Genomic DNA, 19,192 nt, shown 5'->3' on the forward strand with positions numbered 1-19,192 from the left:
CACCGATATCCAATCCGCCAGACCACGAACATGTCGCAACAACTACAGCAGATCATCGATAACGCCTGGGAAAACCGCGCCGAGCTGTCGCCCAAGGCGGCGCCGGCCGAGGTGCGTGACGCGGTCGAGCACGCGCTCGAGCAGCTCGACAAAGGCGCCCTGCGCGTCGCCGAAAAGAAGGACGGCCAATGGGTCGTCAATCAATGGCTGAAAAAGGCCGTGCTGCTGTCGTTCCGACTCGAAGACAACGTGCCGCTGCCCGCCGGCGGCTACTCGCAGTTCTACGACAAAGTGCCGTCCAAATTCGCGAACTACACCGCCGAGGACTTCGCGGCCGGCGGCTTCCGCGTCGTCCCGCCCGCCATTGCGCGGCGCGGCTCGTTCATCGCGAAGAACGTCGTGCTGATGCCGTCGTACACGAACATCGGCGCCTACGTCGACGAGGGCACGATGGTCGATACGTGGGCAACGGTCGGCTCGTGCGCGCAGATCGGCAAGAACGTTCACCTCTCGGGCGGCGTCGGCATCGGCGGCGTGCTCGAGCCGCTGCAAGCGAATCCCGTCATCATCGAGGACAATTGCTTCATCGGTGCACGCTCCGAGGTCGTCGAGGGCGTCATCGTCGGCGAGAACTCCGTCATTTCGATGGGCGTCTACCTCGGCCAGAGCACGAAGATCTACGATCGCGAAACCGGTCAAGTCAGCTACGGCTACGTGCCGCCGGGCTCGGTCGTGGTGGCCGGCAACCTGCCGTCCAAGGACGGCACGCACAGCCTCTATTGCGCCGTGATCGTCAAGAAGGTCGATGCCAAGACGCGCGCGAAAGTCGGGCTCAACGAGTTGTTGCGAGGCGACTGATGGCGGCGAAAGGGCGAACGATCGTCTACGGCATTCCGAACTGCGACACCGTCAAGAAGGCCCGCACGTGGCTCGAAGCGCGCGGCGTGGCGTTTGAATTCCAGGATTTCAAAAAAGCCGGCCTCAGCGCTGCGCTCGTGAAGTCGTGGCTGGCCGACGTGTCGATTGAGTCGCTGCTGAACCGCCGCGGCACCACGTGGCGCGGCCTGCCCGACGAAGCAAAGGCCGCCGCCGAGACCCTCGACGGTGCGATCGCGCTCATGGTCGAGAAGCCGTCGATCGTCAAGCGGCCCGTGGTGGTCGTCGACGGACGCGTCAAGTCGCTCGGCTTCTCCGCGGACGAATACGCATCGCTCTTCGGCTGACCGATCGGCGCGGCGGTCTCGCGCCCGCCCGCCGCCCGCAGGCGGTCCGGCCAACTTTTATTGAAACGGGTTCGCATTCATGTCCGGCACCCTTGCCCTCACCGAAGAACTGATCGCGCGCGCCTCGGTGACGCCCGACGATCAGCATTGCCAGCAGCTTCTGATCGAGCGGCTCGAAGCGATCGGCTTCGAGTGCGAGACGATCGCCTCGCACGGCGTCACAAATCTCTGGGCGGTCAAGCGCGGCGCCGACGGGACGAGCGGCAAGCTGCTCGCGTTCGCGGGCCATACCGACGTCGTGCCGACGGGGCCGCTCGAGCAATGGAAATCGCCGCCCTTCACGCCTACGCGGCGTGACGGCAAGCTTTACGGACGCGGAGCCGCCGACATGAAGGCGTCGATCGCGGGCTTCGTCGTCGCGAGCGAGGAATTCGTCGCCGCGCATCCCGGCCATCGCGGCTCGATCGCCTTCCTCATCACGAGCGACGAGGAAGGCCCCGCCACGGACGGCACCGTCAAGGTCGTCGAGGCGCTGCACGCGCGCGGTGAACGGCTCGACTACTGCATTGTCGGGGAGCCGACCTCGGACGCGACGCTCGGCGACATCATCAAGAACGGCCGCCGCGGCTCCATGTCGGGCAAGCTTACCGTCAAGGGATTGCAAGGCCATATCGCCTACCCGCATTTGGCGAAGAACCCGATTCATCTGCTCGCGCCGGCCCTGGCCGAGCTCGTCGACGAACATTGGGATGCCGGCAACGAGTACTTTCCGCCGACGACCTGGCAGGTCTCGAACCTGCACAGCGGAACCGGCGCGTCCAACGTCATTCCGGGCCGCGCCGAGCTGATCTTCAACTTCCGGTTCTCGACGGCGAGCACCGTCGAGGGCTTGCAGCGGCGCGTGCATGCGATCCTCGACAAGCACGGCCTCGACTACGAGCTCGAATGGACCGTGAGCGGCCTGCCGTTTCTTACCCCCCGCGGCGAGCTCTCGGACGCGCTCTCGCGCGCGATCGCCGACGAGACCGGCGTCACGGCGGCGCTTTCGACGACGGGCGGCACATCCGACGGCCGTTTCATCGCGCGCATATGCCAGCAGGTGGTCGAGTTCGGGCCGCCGAACGGCAGCATCCACAAAATCGACGAGCATATCGAGCTCGCCTTCGTCGAGCCGCTGAAGAACATTTACCGGCGCGTGGTCGAAGCGCTGATTGCATAGCGCCGAGCGCGCAATCGAGGAGCCGCTGACGATGACGACGCCCATGACCCCGTTCACCACCGTGCGCGATCTGCTGCGCTACGCCGTGTCCCGTTTTACCGCCGCGCAGCTCGCCTTCGGCCACGGCACGGCGAATGCCTACGACGAAGCCGCCTATTTGATTCTGCACACGCTGCACCTGCCGCTCGATACGCTCGATCCGTTTCTCGACGCGCGGCTGCTGGACACCGAAATCGCGGACGTGCTGAAGGTCATCGAGCGGCGCGCGACGGAGCGCGTGCCGGCGGCCTACCTCACGAACGAGGCATGGATGCACGGGCGGCGCTTTTATGTCGACGAGCGCGTGATCGTGCCGCGCTCGTTCATCGGCGAGCTGCTCGAGGATGGGCTGCAGCCGTACGTTGCCGATCCCGACGAAGTCGCCGCCGTGCTCGAGCTGTGCACGGGTTCGGGGTGCCTCGCGATCCTGGCCGCCGAGGCATTTCCGAATGCCGACGTCGATGCGGTCGATATTTCGCCGCAAGCAATCGAAGTGGCGCGTATCAACGTCGCCGACTACGGGCTCGATGACCGCGTCGCTCTTTTCGAGGGCGATCTGTTCGCCCCGCTGCCCGAGCGACGCTACAACGTCATTCTCGCGAATCCGCCCTACGTGAACCGCTCGTCGATGGAAATACTGCCGGCCGAATATCGGCACGAGCCCGAGCTCGCGCTCGCCGGCGGCGAAGACGGCATGGACGTCGTCCGCCGGATCGTGGGAGCGGCACGCTCGTGGCTAGAGGACGACGGCGTGCTCGTCGTCGAAATCGGCAACGAGCGCCATAACGTGGAGGCAGCGTTCGGCGGGCTCGATCTCGTCTGGTTGCCGACGAGCGCCGGCGAAGACAGCGTGTTTCTGATCCAGGCGAGCGATCTGCCCGAGCTTTGATCGACCGCCCTTGCGGCGCTCAGGCGCGCTTTCCGTCGCGCGCACGCGGAAGATCCGCCCCTCATCGGACGGCGTTCGGTAAGATGCGAACCGGCGGCGCTTCGAGCGTCGCCGGGTAGACCGAACCGGCAGTCTCGCGCACGCATGCAATTCGAATTCAACTGGCTCTCGCTTGGCACGCTCATCTTCGTCTCGCATACGCTTGGCGTCATCGCGGCCATCCATGCCATCCTCAATACGCGTACATCGCAAGGCGCCGTCGCGTGGGCCGTCTCGCTCGTCGCGATGCCGTACCTTACGCTGATCCCCTATCTTTTTCTCGGCCGCAGCAAGTTCGCCGGCTATGTCGATGCGCGCCGCCTCGAAAACGAATTGCTGCGCACGCGCGCGCATCCGAGCGCCTGGGACACGCACGCGTCATCCGCGGGCCGCCCCGCCGACGCGCTCGGCCACCATGTCGTGCGCGCGCTGACGGGGCTTTCCGGCATGCCGTTTCTGCCCGGCAACGCGGTGCGCACGCTCGTCAACGGCGATGCGACCTTCGGCGCGATCCTCGACGCGATCGAGAACGCGCGCCGTTATGTGCTCGTGCAGTTCTTCATCGTACGCGACGATCCGCTCGGCACGATGGTGAAGGATCTGCTGATCGCCAAAGCCCGCGAAGGCGTGCGCGTCTGCTTCCTTTACGACAGCATCGGCTCGTTCGATCTTCCGCAACGGTATGTGGCCGAGCTGCTGGCCGGCGGCGTCGAAATCCATCCGTTCGCGACCAACCGGCGCTTCGTCAATCGATTCCAGCTCAACTTCCGCAACCACCGCAAGATCGTCGTCGTCGACGGCGAGCGCGCCTTCGTCGGCGGTCATAACATCGGCGTCGAGTACCTGGGCGGAAATCCACGGCTTTCGCCGTGGCGCGACACGCACATCGACATGCGCGGTCCCGTCGTGGCGAGCGTGCAGTTCGTCTTTCTCGAGGACTGGCACTGGGCGACGCAGCGGCTGCCGCGGCTCGAGCCGTCGCAGGCCGAAGAGCCGCAGCCGCAGCATGGGCACGACATGCACTGCCTCGTGGTCGCGCCGAGTCCGGCGGACAAAGGCGAGACGGGTTCGCTGTTCTTCGTCGAGGCGATTCACGCGGCACGCGAGCGAATCTGGATTACGACGCCCTACCTGATCCCGGATGAGGCCGTATTCGCGGCGCTGCGCCTTGCGGTCATGCGCGGCGTGGACGCGCGGATTCTCATTCCGAGCCGGCGCGATCATTATGTGGTTTTCGAGGCATCGAAGCTTTATGCGTACGACCTCATTCGGGCGGGCGTGCGCATTTTTCGGTACCGCCCCGGCTTCCTGCATCAAAAGGTCGTACTGATCGATAACGTGGCCGCAGCGGTCGGCAGCGCCAACCTCGACAATCGATCGTTTCGCCTCAACTTCGAGATCATGGTCTTGACGATCGATCATGAATTCGCCGCTGAAGTCGAAGCGATGCTGGCCGAGGACTTTGTACTCGCTTACGAGGTCGATCGCAGCGAATATCGGGAAGCGCCTGCGCTAAGACGCGTGACCATGCACGTGGCTCGGCTTTTTTCCCCGATTTTGTAACTGACGTCGGCGGTTCTGTCGGCCAAAAACTCGAGGCTCACGCGCCGCCGGCCACTTGTACTAGCGCGAAAAAACGACGCTGGTGCAACCACGCCGCTTCACCGTCAGCCCCAAAATCCAAGGGGTGCTTTGGCTGCGCTCGCGCGTGGCTGTGTGGGTCGATCCGCGTGCCGAATGCCGACCAAGCCGTTGCCGAGGCTGGCGAAATGAGTATGTCCCTCACCGGCATGCCAGGTGACTTTCATCCTGGCATGACTGGATTCGTACAAATTGGCCAGCTCCTCTCGCGTATTGACGATGCGCCAGTTCCCCCGGTCACACACGGCCAGTGGCAGCGACGGGTGCGCCACTGCGGACACGAGCTTATCGCGCATACGTTCCCGGCTCATGGCAAAGGCCGGATAGTTGACCTGCGGCCCGTGGCGGACGACGAGATGCTCAAGGCCGGCGCGATGCGGGTCGACTGCGGCAACAGCGGTATTCACCGCCTCGCGAACGAACGCCTCTTCCGTCGATTCGCTGACGACGCTGTGCGGACCACCCGCGCCCTTCATCATCAACATGTCGTGCGCGTCATAATCGCCCGTGATGACCGCCTTTTCCCAATTGGGTTGGGCTTTCAGTGCGCGCAAATTTCCGTCTCTTGCGTAAGAGAAATCGATCGGAATATAAAAGTTGCCGTGATCGTCAGGCCGCACCTGCGGGCCGCCGGCGCCCTTCCATTGCGCGGCGGCCTCCCGCGTGACGAATACGCCCACGGGGCGGCCGTCCTCCCAATGGGCCGCCAGCCCCTGCAAGCCACTATCGGCCACTCCCTGTCGCAAACTCTCCGGTACGCGTGCCGATTTCAGTGTCTTCTCGAGGATCGTATGGGGCTTGGTAGCCGCCCCTCGATCGAGCCAACGCAGAGCGAGCGCTCCAGTATCTCGGAAACTGACGACGAAGTTTCCTTTTGCGGCCGCCGCGGAAATGGCGATGAGATGTTTTTTAGTGACGAAACCGCCGTCGACGACCTGCCGCTCGACCGGACTGAGCGCCCGATCGAGGTCAACCTTGGACGCAGCGCCCGCAATCACATTCAACCGTCCTCGACAGGGCACCGGGTCTAAAGTGTCGAGGTCCTCATGATTCGGCCTTGCGCTGTTCAACAGAGGAGCTTCACTTGCATGAGTGCCAGCCGCGTGACTTCTTCGATCAGCGAAATCGACTCGAGGTCTGTTTGCGAAACTGAGTTTCAAGCCCTACTCCAATGAAATAGACGTCGCAACGATTCGAAAAACCGGATCCCGCTGCCAGCGGCGTTTCGACCAGTGCTTTCAGAGCAGCGCCTCGATATCGGGCACCAGCGCTTCGGGCTTCACCTTCGGTCCGTAACGCCTGACAACGTTACCGTTGCGATCGATCAGAAACTTCGTGAAGTTCCACTTGATCGCCTTCGTCCAAAGCAGGCCGCGAGCTTCCTTCGTCAGATAGCGATAAAGCGGGTGCGCGTTTGCGCCCTTTACGTCGACCTTCTCGAACATCGGAAAAGTGACGCCGAAGTTCTTCTCGCAAAAAGTCGCGATCTGCGCGGCATCGCCGGGTTCCTGCTTGCCGAACTGATTGCACGGGAAGCCCAGCAACTCGAGGCCACGCGCCGCGTACTTTTCGTAGAGCTGCTGCAGCCCCGCGTACTGCGGCGTGAACCCGCACTCGCTCGCTGTGTTGACGATGACGAGCACCTTGCCGCGATAGCGATCGAGGCTGATCGTTTCGCCGCCGAGCGTGCGTGCCGAAAATGTGTAGACCGGACTCATGCGCATCTCCTCCATGAATCGCGAAGTCTACGCGAACGTAAGCGCGACAACGACCGGATTCCTCTCAAACGCATTCCGTCGTGCTTAGCAACGCACCATCGCTTCGGCATTGATCGACCCGCCGCCATGACAAGGCGCCATCTGCCGCGGCATCTCCGGCGCGGGGTCGCCCGAGCCGTCTAAAATAGCGGTTTTCGCTTCAGCCGCCCGTCCGCCGTGATCCGCTTCAGCCAGTTCAGTCTATCGCGCGGCGTCAAGCCGCTCTTCGACGCCACCACATTCACGTTGAACCCCGGCGAAAAGGCCGGGTTAGTCGGTGCAAACGGGGCCGGCAAGTCGACGCTCTTCGCCGTCTTGCGCGGCGAGCTGCATCCCGACGCCGGCGATTTCTCGCTGCCGCCCTCCTGGCGCATCGCGCATGTAGCCCAGGAGACGCCTGCCGTCGAGAGGACCGCGCTCGACTACACGCTCGATGGCGACGCGGCGCTGCGCGAGATCGAAGCCCGAATGGCCGCGGCCGAGGCCGCGCATGACGGCGAGGCGCTCGCCCATGGGCATGCGGCCTTCGCCGATGCCGACGGCTACACGGCACCGTCGCGCGCCGAAGCGCTGCTGCTCGGGCTCGGCTTTACGCTCGCGCAAACGCGCGAGCCGGTCGCGAGCTTCTCGGGCGGCTGGCGCATGCGGCTGAACCTCGCGCAGGCGCTGATGTGCCGCTCCGATCTGCTGCTGCTCGACGAACCGACGAACCACCTCGATCTCGATGCGATCGTCTGGCTCGAAGACTGGCTCCATCGCTACGCCGGCACGCTAGTCATCATTTCGCACGATCGCGAGTTCCTCGATTCTGTCTGCAATGTCACGCTGCACCTCGATAACCGGCAGGTGAAGCGCTACGGCGGCAACTACTCGCAGTTCGAAATCCTGCGCGCGCAGCAGCTCGCGTTGCAGCAAAGCGCCTACGAGAAGCAGCAGAAGACGATCGAGCATCTCGAGAGCTTCATCAATCGCTTCAAAGCCAAGGCGACGAAGGCGAAACAGGCGCAAAGCCGGATGAAGGCGCTCGAGAAGATGGAGCGCATCGCGCCGGCGCATGTCGCGTCGCCGTTCACGTTCGAGTTCCGCGAGCCCGATGCGGCGCCGAACCCGATGCTCGTCATGGAGGACGTTCGGTGCGGCTACCATTCGGACGACGGCAGCGAGATCGCGATCCTCGACGGTATCTCGCTGTCGATACAGAACGGTCAGCGTATCGGCCTGCTCGGCGCGAACGGCCAAGGCAAGTCGACGCTCGTCAAAACGCTGGCCGATACGCTACCGCCGCTTGCGGGCTCGATGCGTCAAGGCCGCGGGCTCGCGATCGGCTACTTCGCTCAACATCAGCTCGAAACGCTGCGGCCGGACGACTCGCCGCTCGCGCACCTCGCCCGGATCGCGCCCGACGCGCGCGAGCAGGAGCTGCGCGACTATCTCGGCGGCTTCAATTTCCCCGGCGAGATGGCGAGCTCGTCGATCGCGCCGTTCTCGGGCGGTGAAAAAGCGCGGCTCGCACTTGCGCTCATCATCTGGCAGAAGCCGAATCTGCTGCTGCTCGACGAGCCGACAAACCATCTCGACCTCGAAACGCGGCATGCGCTGACGATGGCGCTCGCGCAGTTCGAGGGCACGCTGATTCTGGTTTCGCACGATAGGCACCTGCTGCGGGCCTGCACGGATCAGTTCATGCTCGTCGCCAACCATCGGCTGCAACCGTTCGATGGCGATCTGGACGACTACCGCGACTGGCTGTTGCAGCACGCGGCGCAGGTACGCGAGGCGGCGAGGGCCGCGGGAACGGCCGACGCGGCAAAGTCGGGAAGCCTGGGCGCCGGAGCCGGCAACGGCGCGACGGACGGGGCGGCGAACCGCAAAGACCTGCGGCGCCAGGAAGCCGAAGCCCGGCAAAAGCTTGCGCAGCTCAGAAAGCCGCTGCAAACGCGGATTGCCAAGATCGAGAAAGAAATGGAAGCATTGAACGCGGAAAAGGCGACGCTGGACGCATTCGTGGCCGATCCCGCGAGCTACGAGCCCGCGACCAAAGCGAAGCTGACGGATACGATAAGACGGCAAGCGGACGTCCAGGCGCGGCTTGAAACGCTCGAAGCCGCTTGGCTCGAAGCGCAGGAGGAACTCGAACAAATCGGTTAGGAGGTGTTCGTTGACGACGCATAGTCCGCTGCGAGGTCTTCGTGTACTCGATCTCACCCGCCTGTTGCCAGGCCCGGTCGCCACACTGCGGCTGGCCGAGCTCGGCGCCGACGTGCTCAAGATCGAGGAGCCCGGTGCCGGCGACGGCGCACGCGCCATGATGCAAACTGCCGCCGACCGGGCCGCCGGCCGGCCAAGCGCGTTCTACCGGATCGTCAATCGCGGCAAGCGCGAGACGCGGCTCGACCTCAAGAGCGAAACGGGCCGCACGGTGCTGCGTGCGCTCGTGCGCGAATCGCACGTGCTCGTCGAGAGTTTTCGTCCGGGCGTGATGGCGCGTCTCGGGCTCGACTATGCGAGCCTCGCGCAGATCAATCCGAAGCTCGTCTACTGCGCGATCACGGGCTACGGCGCGCATGGACCGCTCGCGCATCGGCCCGGCCATGACATCAACTACCTCGGGTACGCGGGCGTGCTCGATCAGATTCGGGCAGCCGACGGCACCCTCGTCCTTCCCAATATCCAGATCGCCGATTTGCTCGGCGGCGCCGCCACGGCCGTCACGCAAATTCTCGCGGCACTCTGGCAGGTCGCCCAGGGCGGCAACGGCGCCTTCCTCGACGTATCGATGACGCATGCGATTCGCGACAACAACGTCGTGGCGCGTGCGGCGCTGGAGACGAGGGATGCCGCCGCGGACGCGCAAGGCACGGCCGATACGCTCGCCGGCAGCCGCGGGCTCCTCGACGGCGGCGTGCCCTGCTACAACGTCTACCGCACGGCGGACGGCCGCTGGCTCGCGGTCGGCGCGCTCGAGCTCAAGTTCTGGGAAAAGCTGTGCCGGGCGCTCGGCCGGGAAGACTGGGCAAGCCGCCACTGGAGTCTCGGGCAAGCCATCGGCGGCCCCGATGCGACGGCGCTCACGCGCGAGCTCGCCGCGCGCATTGCCGCGCAACCGCTCGCAAGCTGGCTCGAGCTGCTGGAGCCGCTCGATTGCTGCGTCTCGCCGGTCCTCACGGTCGAGGAGGCGCGCCGCCACCTGCTGTTTCGCAACGACGGCCCGGCGTAAGCGCAAGCCGAAAGCCGATAGCCGAAAGCCGCCTCGGCCGCCGCGACTCGGGATAAGCTCCGTCAACCTAGCCAGGGCACCTGCGAAGGGGCCATGCTGATGCACGCCCCTTTGCCGCCGCGCCCTATTCCAGCTCCTTCACGCGGTCGATCGCCTCTTCGATGCGCTCGACGGCGAGCACCTGCAAGCCGTCGACGGCCTGCTTCGGCGCATTGGCCTTCGGGATCAACGCCGCGGTAAAGCCGAGCTTCGCCGCTTCCTTGAGCCGCTCCTGGCCACGAGGCGAAGGCCGGATTTCTCCGGCGAGCCCGACTTCGCCGAAGACGATGAGCCCCTTGCCGAGCGGCTTGTTGCGCATCGACGAATGGATAGCGAGCAAGACGGCGAGATCGGCGGCCGGCTCGGCGATCTTGACACCGCCGACCGCGTTGAGAAACACGTCCTGATCGAAACAGGCGATGCCCGCATGACGATGCAGCACCGCGAGCAGCATGGCGAGCCGGTTCTGCTCGAGCCCGACTGCAAGACGCCGCGGATTCGGCACATGGGCCGTATCGACGAGCGCCTGAATCTCGACGAGCAGCGGCCGGGACCCTTCCTGGGTGACGAGCACGCACGAGCCCGGCACATGCTGGCCATGCTGGGAGAGAAACAGCGCGGACGGGTTGGCCACGCCGCGCAAGCCGCGCTCGGTCATGGCGAAGACGCCGAGTTCGTTGACGGCGCCGAAGCGGTTCTTGAACGCGCGCACGAGGCGGAAAGACGAGTGCGTATCGCCTTCGAAATAGAGCACGGTATCGACGATATGCTCGAGCACGCGCGGCCCGGCAAGGTTGCCCTCCTTCGTCACGTGCCCGACCATGACGATCGTCGTGCCCGACTGCTTCGCGATGCGCGTCAATTGCGCCGCGCACTCGCGCACCTGCGCGACCGAGCCCGGCGCCGAAGTCAGCGCCTCGGAGTAAACGGTCTGAATCGAATCGATCACGGCCACGTCGGGACGCTCGGCCTCGATCGCGGCCTGGATCTTCTCGAGCTGGATCTCGGCGAGCAGCTTCAGCTCAGCGGCCTTCGAGCCGGATTCGAGCAACGTGAGCCGCTGCGCACGCAAGCCGATCTGCGCGGCCGATTCCTCGCCGCTGATATAAAGCGCGCGACGGCTTTCGGCGACCGCGGCGAGCGATTGCAGTAAAAGCGTCGACTTGCCGATACCCGGATCGCCGCCGATCAGTACGACGCCGCCCGCGACGAATCCGCCGCCGAGGACGCGATCGAATTCGCCGATGCCGGTCGAGAAGCGCGGCACGTCCGCCGCTTCGATCTCGGCGAGACGCTGCACGGGGGCACTTTTCGCGAGCGACTGAAAGCGATGCCCGCCCGCCGCGGGGGCGACCGCCTCGACGAGCGTATTCCACGCCCCGCAGGCTGGGCACTGCCCTTGCCACTTGGGGGCCTGCCCCCCGCATTCGGAACAGGTAAAAGTCGTTTTCTGCTTTGCCACGTGCCGCCTTGATCTTTCTTGTCGGTTCTTTTTCCGGAGAGAGCCGGGCGGTTTATTCGGCGCGCACGGGCACACGCTGCGCCACGGCGCACATGAGCTCGTAGCCGATCGTGCCGCAAGCGCGAGCGACGTCGTCGATCGATAGCTGCGCGCCCCAGAGCTCGACGCGCGAGCCGACGTTCGCCGTCGGGCATGGCGTCAGGTCGACCGTGATCATGTCCATCGATACGCGGCCCACGACGCGCGTGCGCACACCATCGACGAAGATCGGCGTGCCTTCGGGCGCGCAGCGCGGATAACCGTCCGCATACCCGCAGGCGACCACGCCGATGCGCATCGGCCCCGCCGCGGCGAAGGTCGACCCGTAGCCGACCCTTTGCCCGGCCGCGAGCGTCTGCACCGCGATGAGCTCGGAGGCGAGCGTCATCGCCGGCTGCAGGCCCAGCCCCTCGATCGCGCCGGAGACGCCCGACGGCGACCCGCCATAAAGGATGATGCCGGGCCGAACCCAGTCGAAGTGCGACTGCGGGTGCCAGAGCGTCGCCGCGGAGTTCGCGAGACTGCGCGCGCCCGCTATCCCTTCGGCGCCGCGCGCGAAAGCCGCCATCTGTTCGCTGATGCCGCGCTCGCTGTCGGCGTCCGAGAAATGGGTCATCAACACGATCTGGCCGACGCCGGGGCAGGCGCGCGCGCGCTCCCACGCTGCGCGGAACTTTTCGGGCGTATACCCGAGCCGATTCATGCCCGTGTTCATCTTGAGCTGGATGTTGAGGGGCTTCGAAAGCCGGGCCATTTCGAGCATGCGCAGCTGCTCGTCGCAGTGCACCGTCGTCGTGAGGCTATAGCGATCGATGACGTCGATGTCGGTCGGTCGAAAAAACCCTTCGAGCAGAAGAATCGGCCCGGCCCAGCCAAGCTCGCGCAGCTTGACCGCCTCTTCGAGATCGAGCAGACCGAAGCCGTCTGTCGCGCGCAGACCGGGGAATGCGCGGGCGAGCCCGTGGCCGTATGCATTGGCCTTGACGACGGCCCACACTTTCGAGCGCGGCGCATGGCGGCGCGCGACGGCAAGATTGTTGGCTAAGGCGGCGGTATGAACGGTGGCGAGAAGCGGGCGCGGCATAGGTGTTTTCGTCTGAATAGGGAACGAAGAACGCTCGTGGCGCTCTTTTCGTGCATATAAACCGGCCAAAAAGCGTCGTCTTCCCGACGCGCCGGCAGTCCGAAGGCACCTATTTTCGTGATATAAAGCCGTGCGCACAACCCATTTCGAACGGCATAGGTCCCAACGCGTCTCTCGCGCGGCCGGGCGGACGACCGCAGCGAGGACACACACGCATCAGATGAAAAAAGGTTTTTATTCCATCATGGCCGCGCAGTTCTTCTCGTCGCTGGCCGATAGCGCCCTTCTGATCGCCGCCATTGCACTGCTCAAAGACCTTCACGCCCCGAACTGGATGACACCGCTGCTCAAGCTGTTCTTCGTCCTTTCGTACGTCGTGCTGGCCGCCTTCGTCGGCGCGTTCGCCGATTCGCGCCCGAAAGGCCGCGTCATGTTCGTGACGAACACGATCAAGATCGGCGGTTGCCTCTTCATGCTGTTCGGCGCGCATCCGCTCATCGCCTACGGCATCGTCGGTTTCGGCGCCGCCGCCTACTCGCCCGCCAAGTACGGCATTCTCACGGAGCTGCTGCCGCCCGAGCGGCTCGTCGCCGCGAACGGCTGGATCGAGGGAACGACCGTCGCCTCCATCATCCTCGGCACCGTGCTCGGCGGCGCGCTGATCAGCCCGCACATCGCGAGTCATATCCTCCGGCACCATCTCCCCGTCATCGCCACGGCCGCCGAGGCGGCCATGGTCGTGATCGTCGGCATCTACATCGTCGCGGCGATCTTCAACCTGCGCATTCCCGATACGGGCGCCCGCTATCCGAAACAGCAGCACGGGCCCATCCGGCTCGTGACCGATTTCGCGGATTGTTTCCTGACGCTCTGGCGCGACAAGCTCGGGCAGATTTCGCTCGCCGTCACGACGCTCTTCTGGGGCGCCGGCGCGACGCTGCAATTCATCGTGCTCAAATGGGCCGAGGTCTCGCTCGGCATGTCGCTTTCCGAGGGCGCGATCCTGCAGGCGATCGTCGCCGTGGGCGTGGCGGTCGGGGCCATGATGGCCGCCGCCAAAGTGCCGCTCAAGAAATCGCTGAGCGTCTTGCCCGTCGGCATTCTCATGGGCATCGCCGTCATGGTGATGGCGTTTTATACGCGCAATCTCGTTCCCCCGAACTGGGGCCTCTACTTCGGGCATATGCGCGTGCCCGGTTATCTCATCATCGCGTACGTGTTTCTCATGTTCGTCGGTGCGCTTTCGGGCTTCTTCGTCGTGCCGATGAACGCGCTGCTGCAGCACAGGGGCCACGTCCTGCTCTCGGCGGGCCATTCGATCGCCGTGCAGAACTTCAACGAGAATCTTTCGGTGCTCGTCATGCTCTGCCTCTATGCGGTGCTCGTCTGGCTCGACGTGCCCGTTGCCATCGTCATCGTGCTGTTCGGCACGTTCGTCTGCCTGACGATGTGGATGGTCATGCGCCGGCACCAGGCCAATCAGCGCGCGTTCGACGCCGTCGCATTGATCGGCGAGGTCAAGCACTGACGGGCCGAGGCTGGTATCCCGAGGCTTCGCACACCTCCCGCTCTCGCACACCTGGAACCATGTCGCGCTCCATTCCGAACGTGTTGACGATCGCCGGCTCAGATTCGGGCGGCGGCGCCGGCATTCAGGCCGATCTGAAGACGTTTTCGGCGCTCGGCGCGTACGGTGCGAGCGTCGTCACAGCGTTGACCGCGCAAAATACATGCGGCGTCACGGCTGTCCATACGCCCGACGCGTCATTCGTCGCGGCGCAGATCGACGCTGTCTTCGGCGATATCGGCATCGACGCGGTCAAGATCGGCATGCTCTCGAACGCCCGCATCGTGCGCGTCGTCGCCGCCGCGTTGCGGCGCTACGAACCGCGTTGCGTCGTGCTCGATACGGTGATGATCTCCAAAAGCCATCGCGCGCTGCTCGAGCCAGACGCAGTCGCGGTGCTGCGCGACGAACTGCTGCCGCTCGCGACAGTCGTCACGCCGAATCTGCCCGAAGCGGCCGCGCTGCTGGGCGTCGTCCCGGCCGCGGACGAGCCGGAGATGCTGCGTCAGGGCGAAGCGTTGCGCGCGTTTGGCGCTCATGCCGTTCTGATGAAAGGCGGACATCTTGCGGCGCCCGACAGCCCTGACTGGCTCATCGACGCGAGCGGGTCGCACCGGTTCGGCGGCCCTCGCATCGCTGTCTCGAATACGCACGGTACCGGCTGTACGCTGTCGTCGGCCATCGCCGCCCTCGTGCCGCAGCGCGCTGACCTTAGGAGCGCCATCGCCGACGCCAAGGCCTACTTGCTCGATGCATTGCGCGAAAGCGGCCGGCTGAGCGTCGGGAGCGGGATCGGGCCGCTCCATCATTTTCACCGCTGGTGGTAAGGCCGGCCGGCGAAGGCGCAGGCTCGCTCGGGCCAATCGTCGGGTACCACGAAGCCGCGTGCGGATTCCCGCCAATGCGGCGAGCCGGCATCGCCCTCCGCACGGACGAACGCCGCGACCATCGTCGGATCGTCGTGCTGCGCCAACCGCTCGGCGAGCGCCTGCGCCGTGGAAAGCCCGGCCGCTTGCGCCCCGTCGCCTTTGCTCGAGCGCCGCGGCGCAAGCCACGCCAGTCGTGGCAGGATCGCCCAGGCGTCGGCGCGCTGGAGCGACAAGCGTGAGCTTTGCTCGATAGCTGAGTGGGATGCGAAATTGTCGACTCGGGTCGCGTCGCACGCGAACCGCCCCGCAAAGCGCGGCCACTGCGCCCGCGTGATCCAGAATCCGCGCGCGTGCAGCGGATCGACAGCTTGGGGATGCAACTGAGGCAAAGCAACGTTGCGGACGGGGGCGTACTCTCGCCAACGGTAAAACAGCCAGCCTTTGACGAGCATCTGAGCTTCCCACGGGCCCGCATGGCCGAGCGAGGCGAATTCGTCGCGTGCCGACAACGGCAACTGATGCTCGAGCAGACGGGCGAGCTTTACATCGAAGCGATCTTGCAGGTTCGGCCCGACATAGTCGGCCAGAGACGCTGATTCACCGCCCAAATGCAGATAGCACTTGACCGCGAGCTCCCAATGCTGACGTCGGCCGCTTGCCGTTTCGACGAGGAAATCGCATTCCCCGACCGTGCGCCCCGCGAGGCGCAGCGCCACATTCGCCGCGATGAGCCGAGTCGCCGGACCGTGGGCGAGAAAGTAAGCCAGCAGGCATTCGGCATACCGGCCGAGCCGTGTCAGCCTCGATGTGGCGAGCGTTTGCCGCAACGGATCCGAATCGCGGTCGAGCGCGAGAAGCCAGGCTTCGGTCGCAGCCACTTCGTCCGCCGTCTCGAATGCATTCACCAGCATGCCGAGCGGGGGCTGCTCGCGCAGCAGAGGTGGACTGAAGAGGAGCCAGGCCAGATCGCGTACGGCGTCGTCGTGGAGTTCAGCCAGCAACGCTTCGAGCACGGCTCGCCGATCGGCCGGCTCGAGCGCGTTCATCTTTCCGCCTGTTCGGCGAGCGCGCGCCGGTAGGTATCTTGCGCAAGGCACAGGTCGACCCAGGCTTTCGCCTTGTCCGTCAGGCTGCGCAACAAGTAGGCCGGATGATAGGTGACGATGACGGGTACATCCTGGTATCGATGAACGCGCCCGCGCAACGAGGAGATGCTTGCGTCGGTCTTCAGGAGATTCTGCGCCGCCACGCGGCCGAGCGCGACGATCAGCTTCGGCTTCACGAGTTCGACCTGACGCTGCAGGTAGGGCTCGCAGCGCGCCACTTCGTCGGGTTCCGGATTCCGATTGCCGGGCGGTCGGCACTTGACGACGTTCGCGATATACACGTTGCGGCCGCGTGCAAGCTCGAGCGCATGCAGCATGCTGTCGAGCAGCTTGCCGGCCTGCCCGACGAACGGCTCACCCTGCTTGTCCTCGTTTTCCCCCGGCCCCTCGCCGATCAGCATCCAGTCGGCTTCCCGGTCGCCGACGCCGAAGACCGTCTTCGTGCGCCGCTCGCAGAGGCGGCAAAGCTGACAGGCCGCGACACGCGCCTCGAGCGCCTCCCAGTCGAGCGCGGCGACGCCGGGCTCCGACGCGTCCGTGTTACTGCTCCGCGCCGAAACAGCCGACGTAGTCTCGACGGATGCCGCTGGCGGCGAGACGTCGGCCCCGGATGGATGGAAGTCGTCGAATGCCGTCTCGTTCTCGATCGAGTCCGTCTGCGCTCGGACCGTCGGCTCGACCGGCGGCACCGGCTTGGTCGCTTGGCGCGCCGCCACGGCTGGCCCGGCGACGGTCGTTGCCGGTACCGTGGCGCCGCGATCCCCGCCCGAGGAGGTCTCGGCGGTCGCGGTCGGTGTTGTCGTCGCTGTCCGCTCACCTCGCCGCACCCAGATCGGCGCGAGCCCCAATGTTTCGAGCGCGGCTTCATCGAACGCCATGCGCGTCCTCCTTCGGAAACGTGAATCGCATGACGAGCGCGTCTTCGCGGCCGCGATGGCGGGCGGGATAGTAGTTCTTGCGGCGGCCGATCGTCACGAAGCCGAAGCGCTCGTAGAGCCGCACGGCGCGAAGGTTCGACGGCCGGACCTCGAGCAGGATGCCCGCAAGCCCCTTGCCGCGCGCGATGCGCACGGCTTCTCGGAGCAAAGCGAGCCCCGCCCCCGTGCGCTGAACACGCGGCGCGACGCAGAGGTTCAGCAGATGCATTTCGTCGACGACGGGCATGAGCACACAGTAGCCGATGAGCATGCCCGTGACGTGCCGCATGCAGACGCCGAAATAGCCGTTGCGCAGCGAATCCTCGAAGTTGCCGCGCGTCCACGGAAACTCATAGGCTTCGCGCTCGACGACGGCAACTTCGTCGAGGTCCGCGTCGGTCATCGGCGTCATGTAGCGGTCAGTCAGCAACACTCCGCTCATGGAGCCGACTCCCCCGCCCGAACGGCCCGTGCCGCAAGCCGTTCGGCCGTCGTTTGCGCGACTTTGTCGCGCACGTATTCGGGAGCCGCCTGATCGGCCGACACGGTGCGGCCGCCGCGATAGGCGCGCAAGGCCGCGTACGCAAGCGGCACGGCGTGCGGAACCGCATCGTGGTCGACGACGCTCGCGGCCGCCGCGGCCGGCAGCCGCTCGCCGAACTGAGCCGCGGCGTTGCCCGCGAGGGCGAACGGCTCGGAAGGAACGACGACAGCCGCGGGTGCCGCGAGCGCGGGCCGCGACAGCGTCTTCCATTCGCCCTCGCCGGCATCCCACGCGTAGTCGGCCCAGTAGACTTCGTCCATGCGCGCGTCGAGTGCGGCGAGTACGCGCGTCGACGCCGCATCGCGCATCCTGGCGCTCTCGGCGCAGGCCAGCAGCGTGCTGACGGGAACCACGGGCACGCCGAGCGCGAACGCCAGCCCTTGCGCTACCCCGGTGGCCGTGCGCAGGCCCGTGAACGAGCCTGGGCCGGCGCCGAACGCGATCGCGGAGCATTCGGCCAGTGCGAGTCCCGCTTCGTCGAAGAGCTCGCGCACCGCGGGCAGCACGCGGGCGCTCGATACGGCGCCGGTCCTGTCGTGACGGCCCCAGATTCGCGAAGGCGCGCCGGATTGCGCGCCAGGACTATCGTCGGAACAAAGCAATGCAACCGAGCAATATTCGGTCGAAGTGTCGATCGCAAGTAAAACGGTACGGGTCATGGCCGGTATTGTAATGCGACACCAGTGACTGACCGCGTTTGGAGGCACTGCTCCAGGCTTTCGCGCTCGCCGCTTGCTATGATCGGCCGCCTGACCTTTTAGGCAAGGAGAACGTTCGATGACCACTCTCGACGCGCGTTTCGAGCAGGCGCTGACCGACGTGAAGGCGCTCGCCGAAAAACCGGGCAACATGACGCTGCTGCGGCTTTACGCGCTCTACAAGCAGGCAACGGAGGGCGACGCGCACGGCGACAAGCCGGGCTTCGCCGACATCGTCGGCAAGTACAAGTACGACGCCTGGGCCTCGCTCAAGGGGACGGAGCGGGATCGCGCCAAAGAGCTCTACATCGAGCTCGTCGAATCGCTCAAAAGCGGCGCGGTCAGCTAAACAGGGCGTCCTCCGACTCGCGCGTGGCTCCTGTGAGATCGCCTTTCGCCTATCGGCTCGTCGCAGCGTGACCGGCCGTCCCCGGGCCCCGACGAGGTAAATCGGCTCGGGTGGCGCAGCGCAGCAAAACCCGGTATAATCCGCTCCGCGTCCTGTCGTGGCGGAAGTCTTCCTCGGCTTCCGCTGCGATCGGGCGCTTAAGTAGCGTTCCGCTCCAATCCAGTTTAGAAACTGTCCCTTCCGCCTAGGCCCGCTACGGGTCGTCTTGAACGGCTGGCGGCGGCGTCTTCCCGGCGTCCCGCATTCGAAACAGCTTCTAACGAAATGCTCGCAGCAACATGCGGGCTGCCCCCGTTTTTCGATTTGCTCGCAGCGGTCGTGCAAGCCGAACCTGTGACTCAGGTCGGTCGGAATGAGCGCTTTTGCGCGTAGTTCCGATCTCGAACGAAACGGTCGATTGGCGCCGGCGTTTTTTCCCTGTGTCACAAGGATTC

At 65.4% G+C, this 19,192-nt stretch carries 18 protein-coding genes; 10 read left to right on the forward strand and 8 right to left on the reverse strand.

The genetic code is table 11. The annotated features are described in order from the left end of the window. The first annotated feature begins 30 nt into the window (after positions 1 to 30). The 5 genes from dapD to cls all read left to right on the forward strand — a co-directional run bounded on the left by dapD (position 31) and on the right by cls (position 4,972). Positions 31 to 858, forward strand: a complete 828-nt coding sequence (gene dapD / locus B0G57_RS16820) for a 2,3,4,5-tetrahydropyridine-2,6-dicarboxylate N-succinyltransferase (protein WP_018444187.1) — start codon at positions 31 to 33, stop codon at positions 856 to 858. Next, positions 858 to 1,223 (forward strand): ArsC family reductase, encoded by a 366-nt coding sequence (locus B0G57_RS16825; protein WP_018444186.1) that lies wholly within the window; start codon positions 858 to 860, stop codon positions 1,221 to 1,223. The genes dapD and B0G57_RS16825 overlap by 1 nt, the downstream gene beginning before the upstream one ends. A gap of 79 nt (positions 1,224 to 1,302) precedes the next feature. Further along, positions 1,303 to 2,442: a succinyl-diaminopimelate desuccinylase gene (gene dapE, locus B0G57_RS16830; protein ID WP_018444185.1), complete on the forward strand. Its 1,140-nt coding sequence runs from the start codon at positions 1,303 to 1,305 to the stop codon at positions 2,440 to 2,442. Positions 2,443 to 2,473: 31 nt separating this feature from the next. Next, positions 2,474 to 3,370 (forward strand): 50S ribosomal protein L3 N(5)-glutamine methyltransferase, encoded by an 897-nt coding sequence (gene prmB, locus B0G57_RS16835; protein WP_399277852.1) that lies wholly within the window; start codon positions 2,474 to 2,476, stop codon positions 3,368 to 3,370. Between the two features lie 144 nt (positions 3,371 to 3,514). Next, positions 3,515 to 4,972: a cardiolipin synthase gene (gene cls / locus B0G57_RS16840; protein ID WP_018444183.1), complete on the forward strand. Its 1,458-nt coding sequence runs from the start codon at positions 3,515 to 3,517 to the stop codon at positions 4,970 to 4,972. 104 nt (positions 4,973 to 5,076) lie between these two features. Here the strand turns inward: cls and B0G57_RS16845 are convergent, their stop codons facing one another. Both B0G57_RS16845 and B0G57_RS16850 read right to left on the reverse strand, forming a co-directional pair. Continuing rightward, a complete protein-coding gene (locus B0G57_RS16845) occupies positions 5,077 to 6,210 on the reverse strand; it encodes a hypothetical protein (protein ID WP_146013379.1) in 1,134 nt (377 codons plus the stop codon). A 78-nt stretch (positions 6,211 to 6,288) separates the two neighbouring features. After that, on the reverse strand, positions 6,289 to 6,768 hold the full coding sequence (locus tag B0G57_RS16850) for a glutathione peroxidase (protein WP_026230323.1): 480 nt from the start codon (positions 6,766 to 6,768) through the stop codon (positions 6,289 to 6,291). 216 nt (positions 6,769 to 6,984) lie between these two features. On the opposite strand from B0G57_RS16850, the gene B0G57_RS16855 reads away from it, so the two are divergent. Together B0G57_RS16855 and B0G57_RS16860 are read left to right on the forward strand one after the other, a co-directional pair. Further along, positions 6,985 to 8,955 carry an ATP-binding cassette domain-containing protein gene (locus B0G57_RS16855; RefSeq protein ID WP_018444180.1) on the forward strand — a complete coding sequence of 657 codons (1,971 nt, stop codon included), beginning with the start codon at positions 6,985 to 6,987 and terminating at the stop codon, positions 8,953 to 8,955. A gap of 10 nt (positions 8,956 to 8,965) precedes the next feature. Beyond that, positions 8,966 to 10,024 (forward strand): CaiB/BaiF CoA transferase family protein, encoded by a 1,059-nt coding sequence (locus B0G57_RS16860; protein WP_018444179.1) that lies wholly within the window; start codon positions 8,966 to 8,968, stop codon positions 10,022 to 10,024. A 124-nt stretch (positions 10,025 to 10,148) separates the two neighbouring features. On the opposite strand, the gene radA is transcribed toward B0G57_RS16860, so the two are convergent. Together radA and alr are read right to left on the reverse strand one after the other, a co-directional pair. Continuing rightward, positions 10,149 to 11,525, reverse strand: coding sequence for a DNA repair protein RadA (gene radA / locus B0G57_RS16865; protein ID WP_026230322.1), 1,377 nt, complete (start codon positions 11,523 to 11,525; stop codon positions 10,149 to 10,151). A 52-nt stretch (positions 11,526 to 11,577) separates the two neighbouring features. Continuing rightward, positions 11,578 to 12,648 carry an alanine racemase gene (gene alr / locus B0G57_RS16870; RefSeq protein WP_018444177.1) on the reverse strand — a complete coding sequence of 357 codons (1,071 nt, stop codon included), beginning with the start codon at positions 12,646 to 12,648 and terminating at the stop codon, positions 11,578 to 11,580. A 220-nt stretch (positions 12,649 to 12,868) separates the two neighbouring features. On the opposite strand from alr, the gene lplT reads away from it, so the two are divergent. Continuing rightward, positions 12,869 to 14,176 carry a lysophospholipid transporter LplT gene (gene lplT, locus B0G57_RS16875; RefSeq protein WP_018444176.1) on the forward strand — a complete coding sequence of 436 codons (1,308 nt, stop codon included), beginning with the start codon at positions 12,869 to 12,871 and terminating at the stop codon, positions 14,174 to 14,176. A gap of 59 nt (positions 14,177 to 14,235) precedes the next feature. Next, on the forward strand, positions 14,236 to 15,042 hold the full coding sequence (gene thiD, locus B0G57_RS16880) for a bifunctional hydroxymethylpyrimidine kinase/phosphomethylpyrimidine kinase (RefSeq protein WP_018444175.1): 807 nt from the start codon (positions 14,236 to 14,238) through the stop codon (positions 15,040 to 15,042). On the opposite strand, the gene B0G57_RS16885 is transcribed toward thiD, so the two are convergent. Genes B0G57_RS16885 through tsaB form a run of 4 tightly spaced genes read right to left on the reverse strand, consistent with a single transcriptional unit; the run spans position 15,027 to position 18,310 of the window. After that, positions 15,027 to 16,130 (reverse strand): DUF1853 family protein, encoded by a 1,104-nt coding sequence (locus tag B0G57_RS16885; protein WP_104489593.1) that lies wholly within the window; start codon positions 16,128 to 16,130, stop codon positions 15,027 to 15,029. The genes thiD and B0G57_RS16885 overlap by 16 nt on opposite strands. Continuing rightward, positions 16,127 to 17,137, reverse strand: a complete 1,011-nt coding sequence (locus B0G57_RS16890; RefSeq protein ID WP_399277924.1) for a uracil-DNA glycosylase family protein — start codon at positions 17,135 to 17,137, stop codon at positions 16,127 to 16,129. Before B0G57_RS16890 ends, B0G57_RS16885 begins: the two co-directional genes overlap by 4 nt. Continuing rightward, positions 17,055 to 17,549 (reverse strand): ribosomal protein S18-alanine N-acetyltransferase, encoded by a 495-nt coding sequence (gene rimI, locus B0G57_RS16895; RefSeq protein WP_018444172.1) that lies wholly within the window; start codon positions 17,547 to 17,549, stop codon positions 17,055 to 17,057. The genes B0G57_RS16890 and rimI overlap by 83 nt, the downstream gene beginning before the upstream one ends. Beyond that, a complete protein-coding gene (tsaB, locus tag B0G57_RS16900) occupies positions 17,546 to 18,310 on the reverse strand; it encodes a tRNA (adenosine(37)-N6)-threonylcarbamoyltransferase complex dimerization subunit type 1 TsaB (protein ID WP_018444171.1) in 765 nt (254 codons plus the stop codon). Before tsaB ends, rimI begins: the two co-directional genes overlap by 4 nt. Positions 18,311 to 18,428: 118 nt before the next feature. Here tsaB and B0G57_RS16905 point away from each other — a divergent pair, with 118 nt between their 5' ends. Next, positions 18,429 to 18,698 carry an acyl-CoA-binding protein gene (locus B0G57_RS16905; protein ID WP_018444170.1) on the forward strand — a complete coding sequence of 90 codons (270 nt, stop codon included), beginning with the start codon at positions 18,429 to 18,431 and terminating at the stop codon, positions 18,696 to 18,698. The last annotated feature ends 494 nt before the right edge of the window (positions 18,699 to 19,192 follow it).

It is taken from the genome of Trinickia symbiotica, assembly GCF_002934455.1.
In the GTDB taxonomy this organism is placed as follows: domain Bacteria; phylum Pseudomonadota; class Gammaproteobacteria; order Burkholderiales; family Burkholderiaceae; genus Trinickia; species Trinickia symbiotica.